15 protein-coding genes and 1 pseudogene (1 of these 16 only partly in view) are annotated in these 15550 nt (G+C 32.8%); 6 read left to right on the top strand and 10 right to left on the bottom strand.

Features of this window, described 5'->3' with window-relative positions; all coding sequences use genetic code 11:
• Positions 1-19: 19 nt before the first annotated feature.
• The 7 genes and pseudogenes from AC3VI6_RS08430 to AC3VI6_RS08400 all read right to left on the bottom strand — a co-directional run bounded on the left by AC3VI6_RS08430 (position 20) and on the right by AC3VI6_RS08400 (position 6990).
• Entirely contained in the window at positions 20-1030 is a 1011-nt protein-coding gene (locus tag AC3VI6_RS08430) for an NAD-dependent epimerase (RefSeq protein ID WP_497705847.1), read from the bottom strand.
• Positions 1030-2355, bottom strand: coding sequence for a UDP-glucose dehydrogenase family protein (locus tag AC3VI6_RS08425; protein WP_497705846.1), 1326 nt, complete (start codon positions 2353-2355; stop codon positions 1030-1032). The genes AC3VI6_RS08430 and AC3VI6_RS08425 overlap by 1 nt, the downstream gene beginning before the upstream one ends.
• A 92-nt stretch (positions 2356-2447) precedes the next feature.
• Positions 2448-3266: an energy transducer TonB gene (locus AC3VI6_RS08420; protein WP_497705845.1), complete on the bottom strand. Its 819-nt coding sequence runs from the start codon at positions 3264-3266 to the stop codon at positions 2448-2450.
• On the bottom strand, positions 3267-3659 hold the full coding sequence (locus AC3VI6_RS08415; protein ID WP_299011675.1) for an ExbD/TolR family protein: 393 nt from the start codon (positions 3657-3659) through the stop codon (positions 3267-3269). It abuts the gene before it with no gap.
• Positions 3659-4342 carry a MotA/TolQ/ExbB proton channel family protein gene (locus AC3VI6_RS08410; RefSeq protein WP_274635118.1) on the bottom strand — a complete coding sequence of 228 codons (684 nt, stop codon included), beginning with the start codon at positions 4340-4342 and terminating at the stop codon, positions 3659-3661. The genes AC3VI6_RS08415 and AC3VI6_RS08410 overlap by 1 nt, the downstream gene beginning before the upstream one ends.
• A 175-nt stretch (positions 4343-4517) precedes the next feature.
• A pseudogene (locus tag AC3VI6_RS08405) lies at positions 4518-5745 on the bottom strand (Glu/Leu/Phe/Val dehydrogenase dimerization domain-containing protein).
• Between the two features lie 180 nt (positions 5746-5925).
• Positions 5926-6990, bottom strand: a complete 1065-nt coding sequence (locus tag AC3VI6_RS08400) for an anhydro-N-acetylmuramic acid kinase (protein WP_497705844.1) — start codon at positions 6988-6990, stop codon at positions 5926-5928.
• Positions 6991-7084: 94 nt separating this feature from the next.
• On the opposite strand from AC3VI6_RS08400, the gene AC3VI6_RS08395 reads away from it, so the two are divergent.
• Positions 7085-8227 (top strand): acyl-CoA dehydrogenase, encoded by a 1143-nt coding sequence (locus AC3VI6_RS08395; protein ID WP_274635115.1) that lies wholly within the window; start codon positions 7085-7087, stop codon positions 8225-8227.
• A gap of 48 nt (positions 8228-8275) precedes the next feature.
• Here AC3VI6_RS08395 and AC3VI6_RS08390 read toward each other — a convergent pair whose 3' ends face one another.
• The 3 genes from AC3VI6_RS08390 to AC3VI6_RS08380 form a co-directional block, all read right to left on the bottom strand.
• On the bottom strand, positions 8276-9064 hold the full coding sequence (locus AC3VI6_RS08390) for a tRNA pseudouridine synthase A (RefSeq protein ID WP_497705843.1): 789 nt from the start codon (positions 9062-9064) through the stop codon (positions 8276-8278).
• Positions 9065-9176: 112 nt separating this feature from the next.
• Positions 9177-10673, bottom strand: coding sequence for a sensor histidine kinase (locus AC3VI6_RS08385; RefSeq protein ID WP_497705842.1), 1497 nt, complete (start codon positions 10671-10673; stop codon positions 9177-9179).
• Between the two features lie 7 nt (positions 10674-10680).
• A complete protein-coding gene (locus AC3VI6_RS08380; protein WP_298999700.1) occupies positions 10681-11421 on the bottom strand; it encodes a LytR/AlgR family response regulator transcription factor in 741 nt (246 codons plus the stop codon).
• Positions 11422-11784: 363 nt separating this feature from the next.
• Between AC3VI6_RS08380 and AC3VI6_RS08375 the strand changes: the two genes are divergently transcribed.
• The 5 genes in view from AC3VI6_RS08375 to AC3VI6_RS08355 are tightly spaced (at most 57 nt apart) and all read left to right on the top strand, a layout consistent with a single transcriptional unit that may run on beyond the window.
• Positions 11785-12834 carry a hypothetical protein gene (locus AC3VI6_RS08375; protein WP_497705841.1) on the top strand — a complete coding sequence of 350 codons (1050 nt, stop codon included), beginning with the start codon at positions 11785-11787 and terminating at the stop codon, positions 12832-12834.
• Positions 12831-13700, top strand: coding sequence for a DUF4412 domain-containing protein (locus AC3VI6_RS08370; protein ID WP_435254307.1), 870 nt, complete (start codon positions 12831-12833; stop codon positions 13698-13700). The genes AC3VI6_RS08375 and AC3VI6_RS08370 overlap by 4 nt, the downstream gene beginning before the upstream one ends.
• An 11-nt stretch (positions 13701-13711) precedes the next feature.
• A complete protein-coding gene (locus tag AC3VI6_RS08365) occupies positions 13712-14629 on the top strand; it encodes a hypothetical protein (protein ID WP_497705840.1) in 918 nt (305 codons plus the stop codon).
• Positions 14630-14640: 11 nt separating this feature from the next.
• Positions 14641-15237: a hypothetical protein gene (locus AC3VI6_RS08360; protein ID WP_497705839.1), complete on the top strand. Its 597-nt coding sequence runs from the start codon at positions 14641-14643 to the stop codon at positions 15235-15237.
• A gap of 57 nt (positions 15238-15294) precedes the next feature.
• On the top strand, positions 15295-15550 hold the start of the coding sequence (locus tag AC3VI6_RS08355; protein ID WP_497705838.1) for a hypothetical protein. Its footprint extends 725 nt past the window's final position; 256 of the gene's 981 nt are visible here — the first part of the coding sequence; the start codon lies at positions 15295-15297; its stop codon lies off the right edge, out of view.

Here is a 15550-nt window from a genome sequence, read left to right as displayed (position 1 = left end):
TAATTGAAACCTTTATAAACTAACTATGATATTTTTGATACCATTGCACAAAACGACGTACTCCTTCTGCTACCTTTACCTGAGGCTTGTATTCGTAATCACTGATTAAACCATCAACATTTGCCCAAGTTCTTTTTACATCACCCATCTGCATCGGTAACATTTCTTTGGTTGCTTCTTTCCCTAAGCTCATTTCCATTTGGGTGATAAAATCTAACAGTTTTACGGAATCATTATTTCCTATATTATAGATTTTATACAGCTCTCTATTTTCAACCGACTTTTCTATTACTCGCTTTACTCCTTCTACAATATCATCTATATAGGTGAAATCACGTTCCATATCCCCGTTGTTAAACACTTTGACTGGACGATCATTTGAAATAGCATCAGCAAATAATATCGGTGCCATATCAGGTCTTCCCCAAGGTCCGTAAACGGTAAAAAATCGTAATCCTGTTGTTGGAATCTTATACAAATGGCTGTAGGTATGCGCCATGAGTTCGTTACTCTTTTTCGTTGCTGCGTACAAACTCACAGGATTATCTACACTATCTTCTTCGGAAAAAGGTACTTTTTTATTGGCTCCGTACACACTTGAACTACTCGCATACACCAAATGTTTAATCTCATGATATCTGCAACATTCTAAAATATTTAGAAAACCAACAATGTTACTTTGAATGTATGCATCAGGATTTTCGATGCTATAACGGACCCCTGCTTGTGCTGCAAGGTTACAAACCACTTCAAATTTTTCAGCAGTAAATAATTGAAGTAGTTCTTCTTTATCTTCTAAGTTTAATCGGATAAACTTGAAGTTTTCATTTGTCGAACTAATCGATTCTTGATAAAAAACCTCAGCATTCTCTCTATCAATTCCCAACTCTTTTAATCGAGCGTACTTTAAATTGATATCGTAATAATCATTGATATTATCAATCCCGACAACTGTATGCCCTAATGCTAATAATTTTTTACTTAAATGAAATCCAATAAAGCCTGCTGCTCCTGTTACTAAAATTTTCATTAGTTCTTTCCTATTTGATAATATTCAAATCCTCTTTCTTCTAAACTATAGCTATTGTATTGATTTCTTCCATCGAAAATAACGGGAGTTTTCAATTGTTTTTCAATTTCAGAAAAATCTGGGGAACGGAATTCTTTCCATTCTGTCAATAATATCAATGCATCAGCATCGGCTAACACTTCGTATTTTGAATTTTTATAGGCGATATTCTCAACATCTTTTAAATAAAAATGTTGTGCTTCTTCCATCGCCTTCGGGTCATAAGCTTGCACTTTTGCCCCTCTTTTTACCAGTTCTTTTACGACATAAATTGCTGGAGCCTCACGCATATCATCGGTTCCTGGCTTAAATGCTAATCCCCATAAACCAAAAGTTTTTCCTGTTAAATCTTCTCCAAATCTTTTGATGATTTTCTCTGCTACTACAAACTTCTGGCGATTGTTTACCTCTTCAACTGACCTTATCAATTGTGCCTCATAACCGTTTTCTTCCGCAATTTTTTTCAATGCTTTCACATCCTTCGGAAAACAAGAACCTCCATAACCAGCTCCAGGATAAATAAAACTGTACCCTATTCTTGAATCAGAACCGATTCCTGCTCGAACATTGTTTACATCAGCTCCTACTCGTTCGCAAATATTAGCCATTTCATTCATAAACGAAATTTTTGTTGCTAGCATGGCATTTGCTGCGTACTTCGTCATTTCCGCAGAACGAACATCCATTGCTATAAAACGTTCGTGTGACATGGTGAATGGCGTGTATAACTGACGCATTTTTTCAAACGCATAGTCCGACTCTGCTCCAATTACGACTCTATCTGGCTTCATGAAATCGTTGATTGCATCTCCTTCTTTTAAAAATTCAGGATTTGAAACTACATCGAACTCAATTTTTACATTTCTTTTATCTAATTCTGCTTGAATTGTTGCTTTTACTTTATCGGCTGTACCCACAGGTACGGTAGATTTATCAACTACAATTAATCTGTGATTCATCTTTTGACCAATCTCTTTTGCTACCGCTAACACGTATTGTAAATCTGCAGAACCGTCTTCTCCCATTGGAGTTCCGACCGCAATAAAAACAATTTCGGCTTCTTCAATCGCCTCTTCTAGTTTCGTCGTAAAGAATAAGTTTTGTTTTTCTACGTTTTTCAACACCATTTTTTCTAATCCTGGTTCGTAGATAGGAATGATTCCTTGATGCAGTTTGTTTATTTTTTCTTGATCGATATCTACACAGGTTACTTTATTCCCCATTTCTGAGAAACAAGTTCCTGATACCAATCCTACATAGCCTGTTCCGATGACAGTTAGTTTCATGTATTTGTATTTTTATTTCTTCAACAGTTGTGCCTTCAGTTTGCACAACCTACTTGAATACCTTTTTGTTGCAACTATTTGGCAAAGATAGTTTATTTTGATAGAGAAAACTTGTAGATAATTGTCCCTATCTCTTTTACTCGCGCATTACTATCAGCATTCCATTTCGTTCTTAAAGCTGCTTTTTTTGCCGCTTCGTATAAACATGAAGCTGAATTTGTAGTCCCTTTAGCTCCAGGGATTGCTTTTGTTACTTTTCCATTTCTATCAACCTCGATGCTTACCACCACTGTCCCTTCTTCTTGACAATCGGGTTTTTCAATAGGTTTTGACAAAGCTTTTCTTCCTGCAAGGTTATAATTACCTCCTGAACCACTTCCAGAATTTCCGTAGTATTTATCTGAATTTGGGTCTCCTTTTTCGTTTCCTTTTACACCTGATTGTTTATCATCTCCTTCGCCGGAATTTGCTCCATCTTTTGATGTTCCGTTTAATAAACTATTTAAAGCATCTGTTGTTTCTTTAGATGGTTTTGGCTTTGGTTGCTCTTTAGGTTTTTCTTCTTTCGGAGTTTCTTTTACAGCCTCTTTCTTTGCTTCTTTTTTTTCAAGCACTGGAACTTCTTCAGCAGTATCATTTGTAATAATTTCTTCTTTTATTGTTTCCTCTGGAGTCTCTTCTACTTGTTCTTCAACAACTTCTTCTTGTTGTGGAGTTGCTTGAGCTTTGGTTTTTTCAACAGGTTCTCCACTTCCTACTTCAGAAGTACCAAAGTTAATCGCTAAACCATATTCAATTGGTGGATCGAGATATTTCATTCCGTAATTGAATATTCCAATAATGAACAATATCAGAATAATTGCTGTTATAACAGCTGATTTGCGTTTATGTTGGGTATCTAAAACTGTCATTTATTTACCTTTAACAGCTAAAATCATTTTTAACTTGTTTCTATTCGCAATATCAATCACCTGCATTACATTTTTATATTGCACATTTTGATCGCCACGAATTACCACTGTCTTCTTTTTGTCTACACCTACTTTAGTTAACAACTCTCTTTCTAAATTTACGTTACTAACTTTTGTTTTGTCTATATAAAATGACGCATCGTTTGTTATGGTTACTGCTACCGAAGTTTGATTTTCAGTTTTTCCTCCTGCTTTAGGCAACAACACATCAATCGCACTCACTGTAACCAATGTTGATGTTAGCATAAAAAAGATCAATAACAAAAAAACAATATCAGTCATTGATGACATATTGAAATTTGGATTGACTTTATTTCTTCCTCGTAAATTCATTATACTGGCTCGTTTAATAAGTCTAAAAACTCAACAGACTTTGCTTCCATTTGATAAACAACCTTATCTGTACGAACTACTAAATGGTTGTAAGCTATATATGCAATAATTCCTACAATTAATCCTGCAACTGTCGTTGTCATTGCTGTATACAAACCATCCGATAACATCTTAATATCAATTTGTCCCCCTGAATTTGCTATTTCATGAATCGCAACTATCATTCCAATTACAGTTCCTAAAAACCCAATCATTGGGGCAGCTCCAGCGATGGTTGCTAATACTGAAACATTTCTTTCTAATTGATACACCTCTAATTTACCCGCATTTTCAATAGCTGTGTTAATATCTTCTAAAGGTTTTCCTATTCTAGAAATTCCTTTTCCTATTAATCTAGCTGTTGGGGTTACCGTATTATCACAAAGTGATTTTGCGCTATCTATTCTTCCGTTGGTTACATGGTCTCTAATTTGATCCATGAAATTAACATCAACTTTAGAAGCTTCTTTGATGGCAAAAAAACGTTCAAAATAAATATATAACGCCACTGCTAACAACACAAATAACAACGCAATAATAATTTGCCCACCTATACCGCCATCCATAATTAAATTATAGATTGATAAGGTTTTTTCTTGAGGAACTTCCTCTACCAACTCTTGAGTTTCTTGAAATAATAGCATGAATACTAAATTAGGGTTTATGTAATGTTTTCGCTAAATAATTAACGATTTGTTTTGTTTAAAATTGTTTGATGTAAAAAGTCTTCCTTATTATTTACATTAAAGGAAGACTTTTATTTTTTATTGTGCTTGTTTGCTAAAAACAGCTATGTAACTCTTGTAAAAACTGTTAGTTTTACACTAGTTCTTTCAACGCAATTTCAAAAGCAGTTTCGCTTATTTGAGTTTTTGCTGCACTTCTAGCATGTGTTCTTTGTAACGCTTTTTTAATCGTATTTGACGTATCTTCAAAAATAGCTTGATCCGTCATTTCTACTCTTCTTTCCATAAAATACGCAAATACTCTTGCCATACCACAGTTAGATATAAAATCTGGAATTAAACTTACTTTTTTATCTGTATCTTCCATAATTGAGCCGAAGAAAATTTCTTTATCTGCAAACGGAACATTCGCTCCACATGAAATAACCTCTAAACCAGAACCGATCATTTTGTTAACTTGTTCTTGTGTAACTAATCTTGAAGCTGCACAAGGCGCAAAAATTTCACAAGGTAAATTCCACACTCGCTCGTTCATTTCTTCAAACGGAATCATGTTTTCAGATACTAAGGTATTACCATCTTTGTTTAAAAATAATTCTTGAATTTCTTCAAAAGAGAATCCTTCTTCTTTGATAACTCCACCAACACGGTCGATAATTCCCACTACTTTAGCTCCCATTTGCGCTAAATAATAAGCAGCAGCAGAACCTACGTTACCAAAACCTTGAACTACAGCACGCTTTCCTACTACAGTTCCTCCATAAATATCATAGTAATGACGCACTGCTTCAGCAACACCGTAGCCTGTGATCATATCAGCTACCGTATATTTTCTAATAATATCTGGTGATAAGTTTTTATCTTCTAGTACTTTAATTACTCCGTTACGTAACTGACCAATACGGTTGATTTTATCAGCCTCTGTTGGCTTGAAGTGTCCGTTAAAAACGCCCTCTTGTGGATGCCAAACACCGCTATCTTCCGTAATTGGAATTACTTCGTGAATTTCATCAACGTTTAAATCACCCCCTGTTCCGTAGTAATTTTTTAATAATGGAGCTACCGCTTTGTACCAACGCTCTAAAACGCCTTTTTTACGAGGATCTTGCGGATCAAAATTAATTCCTGATTTTGCTCCTCCAATTGCTGGTCCTGATACGGTAAACTTTACTTCCATCGTTTTTGCAAGCGATGTTACCTCATATTTATCTAATCCTTTACGCATACGTGTACCACCACCAGCAGCACCTCCTCTTAACGAGTTTATAACGGTTCGATCCTTCTGCTTCAGTTTCAGGGTCTTTCCAATTAAATACTATTTCTGGTTGCTTTTCTTCGTATTGCTTTAATAATTCTTTCATTGTTTAATGTTATAATAGATGATTTTCAACTTTATCTGTTTCTTTTTCTTGCTTAAAAATTGAGTTGTGATTTTTCCCCTTTGGGGAAGCTAAAGTTGATTCATTTTACTATAGTTTTAATGTGTAGTTGTTTCCGAACAAATTTATCATAAAAAACAATATTCCTCAAAATACTTTACATTATTTCTTCGGATAAAAAACTTTACCAGAAGAATGATCTTTTTTTGCCCCAGTTACTGATTGTAAACAATTTACTTTGTTTTGAACTTTTAACAGCCCCAATAATGCAAAAATGAGCGCTTCTTTATAATTGATAAGTTCTTTATCTGCTTGTTTGATTTTTGTTTTTGCATAAAACTCAACCCTACTCATTAAAAAAGTATTAAAAGCTCCTCCGCCTGTTACCAAAATAGTAGCTTCATCCTCTACAACATTCCCTATTTGTAGAGCTGTATGCTCAATAAAAGTCCTTAAAACTGTAGGAATATCCGTTTCGTATTCATCTATTAAAGGAAAAATGTTTTTCTGAACCCACTCTAACCCCAATGACTTCGGAGGTGTTTCTTGATAAAAAGAAAGTAAATTCAGTTGTTCTAATAATTGAGTATTGATTTTTCCTTCGGAAGCTATTCTTCCTTCATCATCATATTCCAGTCCTATTGTACGTGTGTAATGATTCAACACAATATTTACAGGGCAAATATCAAAAGCAATTCTTTGATTCTCCTTCTCATAGGAAATATTTGCAAAACCTCCTAAGTTTAAACAATAGTCATAATCAGCAAACAACAAGCTATCTCCAATCGGTACCAAAGGCGCACCTTGTCCTCCTAGTTGTACATCTTGTGTTCTAAAATCACATACTACTTTTTGCTGAGTATTATTGGCTATAACCTGTCCATTTCCTATTTGTAGCGTGATTCCGTTTTCAGGTTGATGTAAAATAGTGTGTCCGTGCGATGCTATGAAATCTAAATTATTAATAGCATTCTTCTTAAGAAAATCATTTAGTACTTCACCCAATAAATTACCATAAGCTACATCTACTAATTTCAACTCATCATTACTGTAAGCAACTGCTACTTGCAGTTTCGTTTTCCATTCTTTGGAATATGGTATGGTTTCCGCCTTTAAAATTTCAAAATCTTTGTATGAAGAAGCGTGCATTTTTATATACGCCAAGTCAATTCCGTCTAGCGAAGTTCCCGACATCAATCCGATGCAGTAAATATATTTTTCTTGCATAAAGTAAAAATAGCAACTCTATTGAAAATTTGCTATTAAAAAAGTATCTTTGAGCACAATTTTTACGAATAATTTAATAAAACATAAAAACATAATGGATTTTAATCTTACAGAAGAGCATTTAATGATTCGTGATGCTGCACGTGATTTTGCTCAAACCGAATTATTGCCTGGAGTTATAGAAAGAGATGAGAAACAACAATTCCCAGACGAGTTAGTACGTAAAATGGGAGAGTTAGGTTTTATGGGAGTAATGGTAGATCCTAAATACGGAGGAAGCGGAATGGACGCGGTTTCTTACGTGTTAATTATGGAAGAATTATCTAAAATAGATGCTTCTGCTTCAGTAATGGTTTCTGTAAACAATTCATTAGTATGTTATGGTTTAGAAGCTTATGGTACTGAAGAACAAAAACAAAAATATTTAACAAAATTAGCTACTGGTGAGCAAATAGGAGCTTTTTGTTTAAGTGAGCCAGAAGCGGGTTCTGATGCAACTTCGCAAGCAACTACTGCTGAAGACAAAGGAGATCACTACTTATTAAACGGTACTAAAAACTGGATTACTAATGGTGGTCGTGCAGATGTTTACTTAGTAATTGCTCAAACAGATAGAGCTAAAGGTCATAGAGGAATCAATGCTTTTATCGTTGAAAAAGGTATGGAAGGTTTTCACGTTGGACCAAAAGAAGATAAATTAGGTATTCGTGGTTCTGACACACACACGTTACAATTTAACGATGTAAAAGTTCCTAAAGAAAATCGTATTGGTGAAGACGGATTCGGATTCAAATTTGCAATGAAAACCTTATCTGGTGGACGTATCGGTATTGCTGCTCAGGCTTTAGGAATTGCTTCTGGAGCTTACGAATTAGCTTTAAAATACTCTAAAGAACGTAAAGCTTTCGGAACTGAAATTTGTAACCACCAAGCTATCGCTTTCAAATTAGCAGATATGTATACTGAAATTGCTGCTGCTCGTCATTTAGTAATGGCTGCTGCTTGCAAGAAAGATGCTGGTGAAAATTACGATCGTGAAGGGGCTATGGCAAAATTATACGCTTCTAAAGTAGCAATGGAACAAACTGTTGAGGCAGTTCAAATTCACGGAGGTAATGGTTTCGTTAAAGAATACCACGTTGAGCGTTTAATGCGTGATGCAAAAATTACTCAGATTTACGAAGGAACTTCAGAAATTCAGAAGATTGTAATCTCAAGAAGTTTAATTAAAGAGTAATTCTACTTTAAAAATATAGTATAAATAAAGCTTGTCGATTGACAAGCTTTATTTTTTAAATTCTACTTTATGTAAATGTAACCCAGAAGCTGGAGCAATAGTTTTCATAAAGTCAATATCACTATTTTCAGGACTCAAACTTCTCTTTATAAACTCTAAATCATAATTCCCTTTACCTAGTTCTGCTAAAGCTCCCATAATCAAACGGATTTGGTTACGTAAAAAACCACTTCCTCTAATGATTAACACATAGCTTTTCTCTGGAAAAAATGAAGCAGTTAGCTCTGTGTTTTCTTCAATCTTACAAACATCTATCTCTCTCTCAACTTTTGTTTCAGGTGATGGTTTGGTACAGTAATGCTTAAAATTATGAAAGCCTTGAAACAATTGTGCTCCCTGTTTCATCAATTCTACATCTAACTCTTCCAAATATCCTGTTAAGAAAGCTGCACCATACGGATGGTTCTTTTCTCCGTGAGAAAAATAATAGCGGTATTCTTTTGTTTTTGGATGTTGAATGATATTAAATGTTTCATCCTCTATTTGCTCAACAGCAACCACACGAATATCAGAAGGAGAATTTCGATTGAAATCTTCCATAAAAAAAGCCTCGTCTAGCTTTTCATCAATAAACAACTGAAAATAATAATCGGTTGATGAAACTTTGGCATCTGTTCTTCCAACTCCCACCGATTTACAACGGATTCCTTTACAAACAAATTTCAACGTTTTATCTACAAAAAAATGAACTGTTTTTAAATTAGGTTGTTTTTGCCAACCGTGTAATCGAAATCCTAAATATTGAAATCGAACTAAATAAGCATACTTATAATTCATTCTGTATTTTATCCGTTTTGAGATGTAAAATCATAACAACTTGTTTTTTTACTAGACAAAACTACAGCTTTTAACAAGATTAATATGATGACTTTTGTATAAATGTTTTGGACTACATCAAAGGAATTAACAATGACACTTTAGTACCTGCAGGTTGATTTTTTGCGTACAAATCTGTAAAAACAATCGTTGATTTACTTTTATAATTTTTAGCAAAATGTTGCAAGCGTTCTTCGGTAAGTTTAATTCCGATAGAAGATCGTTGGTGTATTTTTTTCTCTTTAATCTCTCTTGATCTCACTCTACCAATCCCATTATCTACAATATCTATTTGCACTTGATTCTCGTTTACTTTAAAAACCTGTACGGTTAGTTTCCGATTCCCTTTTTTTAATGCGAGTCCGTGCCAAATCGCATTTTCAATAAACGGTTGGGTTATTAAAGGCGGAACTTTTATCATTCTTAAATTCAGTGCTTCATCTACACTTAACGAAAAATCTACTGTATTATCAAGTCTTGTATTTTCTATGCTCATGTATAACTCTAAAATCTCCAATTCTTCTTGTAAAGAAGATTCTGTATCTATAGTGCTCGCTAAAATTTTTCGAATCAGCTTTGAAAATTTATTGAGGTAAAAAACGGCTTCTACTTTATCGTTATCAATAATGTATCGTTTGATAGAATTTAACGAATTGAAAATAAAATGCGGATTCATTTGGTTGCGCAATGTTGCTACTTTTAATTCTGCCAACTCTTTATCGTATTGCATTTTAACCTCTTCTAACTTTTTAAGTTCTGTTTGTTTACTCAGCGCTTCAATATCTAATTCTAACTTTTTTTGACCCTCTTTTCGCAATTCTTCATTTTCTGCATACTGCTGAATTAATTGTCTTTGCGATTCGTTTCGTTCTTCTAAAATTAGCTTTTGTTTGTGTCCTAATCCCAATGAAAAAATGATGTTTTCTAGAATAAATCCTATATATAAAATACTATACGCAGGCTCTACATTTTCTCCAATTCTATTTAAATATAAGTAGTAAGACAATGATGAAACCGATGTTATGAAAAGTACCATAGATCCGCCAATCATATAATACTTTAACACACTTTTCGATTTAAAAAAAGGAATGTACATAATGATTCCTAAAACTGTCATCATCACCGTAAAATAGAAGTATCCTGAGAATAATATATTCCTATTTCCTGTAATTATAAAAACTAAGAGTTTAAGCACACAATACACTATGATTACATACAGTCCGTTAAAACTCCATTTATACCAAAGAGGTTGCTCCTTTTTTATCTCTAAAAATTTAAAAGCAAAGAAAACATACATTATATAGTAGGTTTCTGTAAAAATTTCAGGAAACTTAATTACTTCTTCTACTGGTTTAAAAAAGTGGTATAAAAACACCTCTCTAAGCCATTGTAATTGTGATAAAAAAATAAAAAACGTATAGCCCCCGTACAAAAGGTAGAGCTTGTCTTTATGCTGAAAATACAGTAAAAAGTGATAAACTGTTAAAATAAAAAGTATCCCTAAAGTAAATACTAAAAAGCCATTTTGATGCGGTTGGCTAAAAAAATATGTTAGCGAAGATTGTTCCAATGTGATGTTAGGAATTTAACAACTGCAATAATTCATTCTTTTTGGCTCTTGATATCGGGATTGTCGCCCCGTTTGTTAATACCAAATAAGGTCCGTCATTTTTCACATACTCTTTTACGTAATATAAATTAACTAAATACGAATTATGTACTCTAAAAAATGAATCGTCTGTTTGCGCTTCAATCTCTTTTAACTTTTTAGAAAGTAACTCCATATTATCTTCGTTAAAATGTATTTCTGTATAGCTTCCTTCAGACTTACAGTATATAATATCTTTAAAATCAACAAAAATGGTTTTTCCTAAAAGTGGCATTGCCAAACGTGCGAACTTTTTTTCAGGTATGTATGATTTTATAATATTTTTTAACTGATTACCTAGTGTATTTCCTTGTTGGTTTTGACGCACTCTATTTATTGCCTTAAGCAAGTCTTCTGAATCTATCGGTTTTAGTAAATAGTCTACCGCATGTTCTTTAAAAGCTTTTATTGCATAATTATCGTATGCTGAAGTAATGATCAAGTCAAAATCTCTAAAAGTTAATCTTTCTAACAACTGAAAACCATCCATCTCTGGCATTTCAATATCTAAAAAAACACAATCGGGTTTTAGATAGTTAATCCCCGATATTGCTTCTAAAGGATTGGTAAATGTGTCACATATTTCTATATCACTACAAAAGCTTTCTATTTCCCATTTTAAGTTTTTAACGGCATTAAATTCATCGTCTATAATAATTGCTCGAATCATACCTTACATCGTTTCCTTAAATATACTTATAAAAATTCAGTATAACATAACCACTTCATTTTTAGTGTATTTCACTTTATAAAATCAACAAAAACCCTCCTAATTTGAAAACTTCATCTTGTAACTTTGCAAAAAACGATTCATAAGTTTCAGCATACAAAGTATGTACTGGTTAAAACAAACTATAAATAAACCTCTTAACAACTTAACTATTAATTTTACTTTTAAGTTGCATGTAGTTAAATAGTTTCTTTTGAAATTATACTCCTTTTAACTTCATCCTTTTGCATTTATGTTTATTAATACAAATAAACATCATCCCTCTTTTACTCCTCCAAATAGTAATAACTAAAAACAGATACTATGAAAGCAAAGTTTTTATTCTTAATCATGATTATAGCTTCACATGTAGGCTATTCTCAAATATTTTTTGATGATGTTTCAGGGGAAACTATGGGGGATTTCCCCAGTAAATGGGATGTAATTACTGGTATGGCAACTGTTGAGACAATTGAAGGTTTTAATACTATAAGTTTACTACATGGCAGTATTATTAAACCCGTGGTTAACAACCAAACTAACCATTATATTAATGGTGATTTTACCATAGAGTTTGATGCTTTTTTTGGTAAAACAAGTTCTATATACGGTCAACGTATTATTGTTAGGTTATGGAACGGAAAATACAGCCATAAACAAGGTACTATTTGTTATAATCCTTTTGTTATAAAACGAAATGGAATATCTACTAGTTGGTTACAACCCGAATCAGGTAAAGCCGAGAACTTTTTTAAAGATCTACATACATTAGAACCTATTTGGCGTCATGTTAAAATAGCATGTAAAAACAGTAACCTCAAAATATTTTTAGACAATAAATTAATTTTAAACTTACCTCGATTTAAAATGCAACCTACCATGGTTTCTATTGGTGGGGCTATTAATGATTCTAAATACGATGCTAAAGTAGGGATTGCTAATTTTAGAATAACAAGTATTAAAAACAACTCTTCTAATCTTAGCGGTTCAAAAATTATCTTAATTGTAGACAACAATACAAATAAAATACAAAATATTGAGCTTTTTGAAACGATGCAGAACCCAGAAATAGTTAAAAAGAAATATCCTAATAGTTCCTTTTACAAAGGAATGCTCTACGGAAATTACTCTTTAGTTCCTACAAATAATACTGTATTAGCTTTTGATATTAAAAATAGTTATATACCTGGAGATCAATTCATCCCCGGTGACCAGTTTATTCCTAGTGATCAGTTTATCCCGGGCGATCAGTTTATTCCAGGAGATCAATTCATCTCTGGTGATCAGTTTGATATAAGAATTACTAAAACAAAAATTAAAGAAAATAAAAACGGAATAGTTGTTTTAAAAACCATAAAAAAACTAAAACCATGAAAACAAAACACATAATATTAACCTTACTTTTTTTAAGTATGAGTTATACAGCAGAAGCCCAATTTTTTAAAAAATTAAAAAAGAAAGCTCAAGAAGCAGCAGAAAAAACCATTTTAAAAAAAACAGATGAAGTCGTTACCAAAAAAACAGAGCAGGTTATAGACAGTGCTACAACTAGTAATCCTTCGAAAAAAAACAAAGGAAAAGAAGGTGCTATGCAGCAAAAAATGTCAAAAATGTTTGGTGGCGGACTTGATGCTGTTCCTGATACCTATAAATTCTCATACCTGTGTACTATGAAGGTTGATACGGATAAAAAAGAAACAGACATGAAATATTGGTTGGAACCAAACAAAGCATATTTTGGAAATTCTATGACTGATGGAAAACAAAATAATATTACAGTAATGGACATGAAAAACAAACTCATGGTACTATTTAGTGACAACGGAGAACAAAAAACAGCAATGAATTTACCAATGAATTATGGCATGATGGCCAAATACACTAAAAAGCTAAACCAAAAAGCTGATGTAAAAAATAGTGATGTTAAAATAACTTCTATACCCAGCAAAACAATTTTAGGCTATTTCTGTAAAGGATTTCAAATAACCTCAAAAGAAGGAGTGACAAGAATTTGGATTACTGATGAAACTCCAGTAGGCTTTTTAGGAGGAATAAGTGGCATGGGTAAAGCAGCAAATAGTATTTTACCTCTTGGTGAAAATACGATGCTAATGGAAATGAATCATACTTCTAAAAAAGACAAAAAGGGCGCTTTTAGTATGGTTTGTACAGATATTAAACAACAAAACCTAGTTATTAACAAAAGTGAATACAAAGCTCAAGGTTTTTCTAACAACTAAAATCAAATATCATGAAAAAAATTAGCGACATCATAATTATTCTATTGCTGTTTTGCAGCTCATTACAAGCACAAGAACTAAGTGATATATTGAATGCAGCCAAAGATGCTTTTGGAGAAGCAAAAGACGCAGGAAAAGAACAGGCAGATACGGACGCTGAATGGGGAAATACCATGAAAGAAATAAACAAAAAAATTGAAGATCGGAAGTTTAAAAACTTAATGGGAAATTTTTCTGAAGCTTTAAATAAATTCTCTAACGAATCTAAAACAGGAAAATGCTTACAAATAATGGGAGCATATGCAGAAATGTTGGCTTACTGTGATTTAAAGGCAGAAACTGAAACTGATCCGTGCAAAAAGAAAGATTGGTTAGGAATAGAATCCATGGTGCTCTTTGCTGGTACTGCAATTAATTACTGCCCGCAAGAATTTTATGGGTTATCTGCCGATGGTGATAAAGATGATGGAGTTTCTAAACAATATGAGATAAAAATTAGGAACTACTTTTTTGGAAATCAAACTTTATATGACGACTCTATAGTTTTGGGTGAAAACCAAATAGAGCTTTTCGAATTAGGCAATAGAGCAAAAAACATGTATAATGACGCCTTAGCTAAATTTTTAAAAGATAAAGGTAAGAGAAGATATTCAGATCTTGACCCAAAAGATAAAGAGACATTTAATTTATGGTTAAAGAAACTACAATTTGATTTCAGTGAAACCGTAAAACATGAACTTCCTCATATGGTATTATATTATAAATTCAAGTTTGCTAATGAACAATTAGAGTTAAATAACTTGGCAAATTCTGAAGCAGGGCAACCTATAGTAAACTTTGTCGGCAAAATGTTCACTCCAGAGTTTCTAGTAAAAAAAACACTTGAAATAGCAAATGAAAACGGAAAGCTTAAATGCATATCTAAATAACAACTATACAAATGAAACCACAAAAAACATATTTTATCATACTGTACTTATTCTTTATTTGGTCATGCAATACCGATAAAAAAGAAAACAAAGAAATTCTTCAAGAAACTGTAAAAGCAGTAAAGAAAGCACCTAAGACTAATGATTTTAGAGAACGTTTAAAAGCTACAGAGCCCGCCACTGAAGCACAACTTAAAAACTGGTTACCTGAAAACTTGGGTGATTTTAAAAGAGAAACATTTACAACAAGTCGTATTTCACAAGACAATATCGCTTCCGCAGGCGCTATTTACAAAAACGATGAAAATCATAAACTAGAAATTTCCATAGTCGACGGAGCAAGTAAAGACGGTTTATTAGCTATAAACACTCATTATATGGCTCAAAACATAAAAATTAATAGCAAAAAAGCATCTGGCTACGAAAAAACCTATGAACGAAACGGATTAAAAGTTTTAGAAACTTATGTAAAAAAAGATAACTTTTACAGAGTGTTATTTTTATATGATATGCGTTTTGGTATAACTGTAGAAAGTTATGGCTTAAGTAATGATGAGCTTTGGGAACTTATTAAAAGGTTAGACAACAGTAAACTTAACGAGCTCTAAGTAGCACAAAAAACAAACACGTATATTTAGGTATCAATTAACTAATAATAAACAAACATGTTAACAACAAAAAAACTCCTAAGTACATTTGCAATAGTACTGCTATTTTCTATCGTATTTAGTAACTGTAAAACCGAAAAAAAAGATGCAAGTAGTGATTTAAAGACAGAAACAAAAGTCGAAAGTGATTATTTCGAGGTAATAACCCAAAACATGGATTTTCAATCGGTAGACACACTTAAATCTGGCTGGAATAATTTAAGGTATAAAAACTTATCCAACGAAGTACATTTCATTTTGATGGATAAACTCC

The organism is Tenacibaculum sp. TB-56 (assembly GCF_059716275.2).
This window is presented reverse-complemented; position numbering and strand designations above follow the sequence as displayed.

Coding starts and splice junctions, on each gene's coding strand:
- AC3VI6_RS08425 (WP_497705846.1), bottom strand. CDS start 2,355: ATGAAACTAACTGTCATCGGAACAGGCTATGTAGGATTGGTATCAGGA.
- AC3VI6_RS08420 (WP_497705845.1), bottom strand. CDS start 3,266: ATGACAGTTTTAGATACCCAACATAAACGCAAATCAGCTGTTATAACA.
- AC3VI6_RS08395 (WP_274635115.1), top strand. CDS start 7,085: ATGGATTTTAATCTTACAGAAGAGCATTTAATGATTCGTGATGCTGCA.
- AC3VI6_RS08365 (WP_497705840.1), top strand. CDS start 13,712: ATGAAAAAAATTAGCGACATCATAATTATTCTATTGCTGTTTTGCAGC.
- AC3VI6_RS08360 (WP_497705839.1), top strand. CDS start 14,641: ATGAAACCACAAAAAACATATTTTATCATACTGTACTTATTCTTTATT.
- AC3VI6_RS08380 (WP_298999700.1), bottom strand. CDS start 11,421: ATGATTCGAGCAATTATTATAGACGATGAATTTAATGCCGTTAAAAAC.
- AC3VI6_RS08375 (WP_497705841.1), top strand. CDS start 11,785: ATGAAAGCAAAGTTTTTATTCTTAATCATGATTATAGCTTCACATGTA.
- AC3VI6_RS08415 (WP_299011675.1), bottom strand. CDS start 3,659: ATGAATTTACGAGGAAGAAATAAAGTCAATCCAAATTTCAATATGTCA.
- AC3VI6_RS08400 (WP_497705844.1), bottom strand. CDS start 6,990: ATGCAAGAAAAATATATTTACTGCATCGGATTGATGTCGGGAACTTCG.
- AC3VI6_RS08410 (WP_274635118.1), bottom strand. CDS start 4,342: ATGCTATTATTTCAAGAAACTCAAGAGTTGGTAGAGGAAGTTCCTCAA.
- AC3VI6_RS08430 (WP_497705847.1), bottom strand. CDS start 1,030: ATGAAAATTTTAGTAACAGGAGCAGCAGGCTTTATTGGATTTCATTTA.
- AC3VI6_RS08370 (WP_435254307.1), top strand. CDS start 12,831: ATGAAAACAAAACACATAATATTAACCTTACTTTTTTTAAGTATGAGT.
- AC3VI6_RS08390 (WP_497705843.1), bottom strand. CDS start 9,064: ATGAATTATAAGTATGCTTATTTAGTTCGATTTCAATATTTAGGATTT.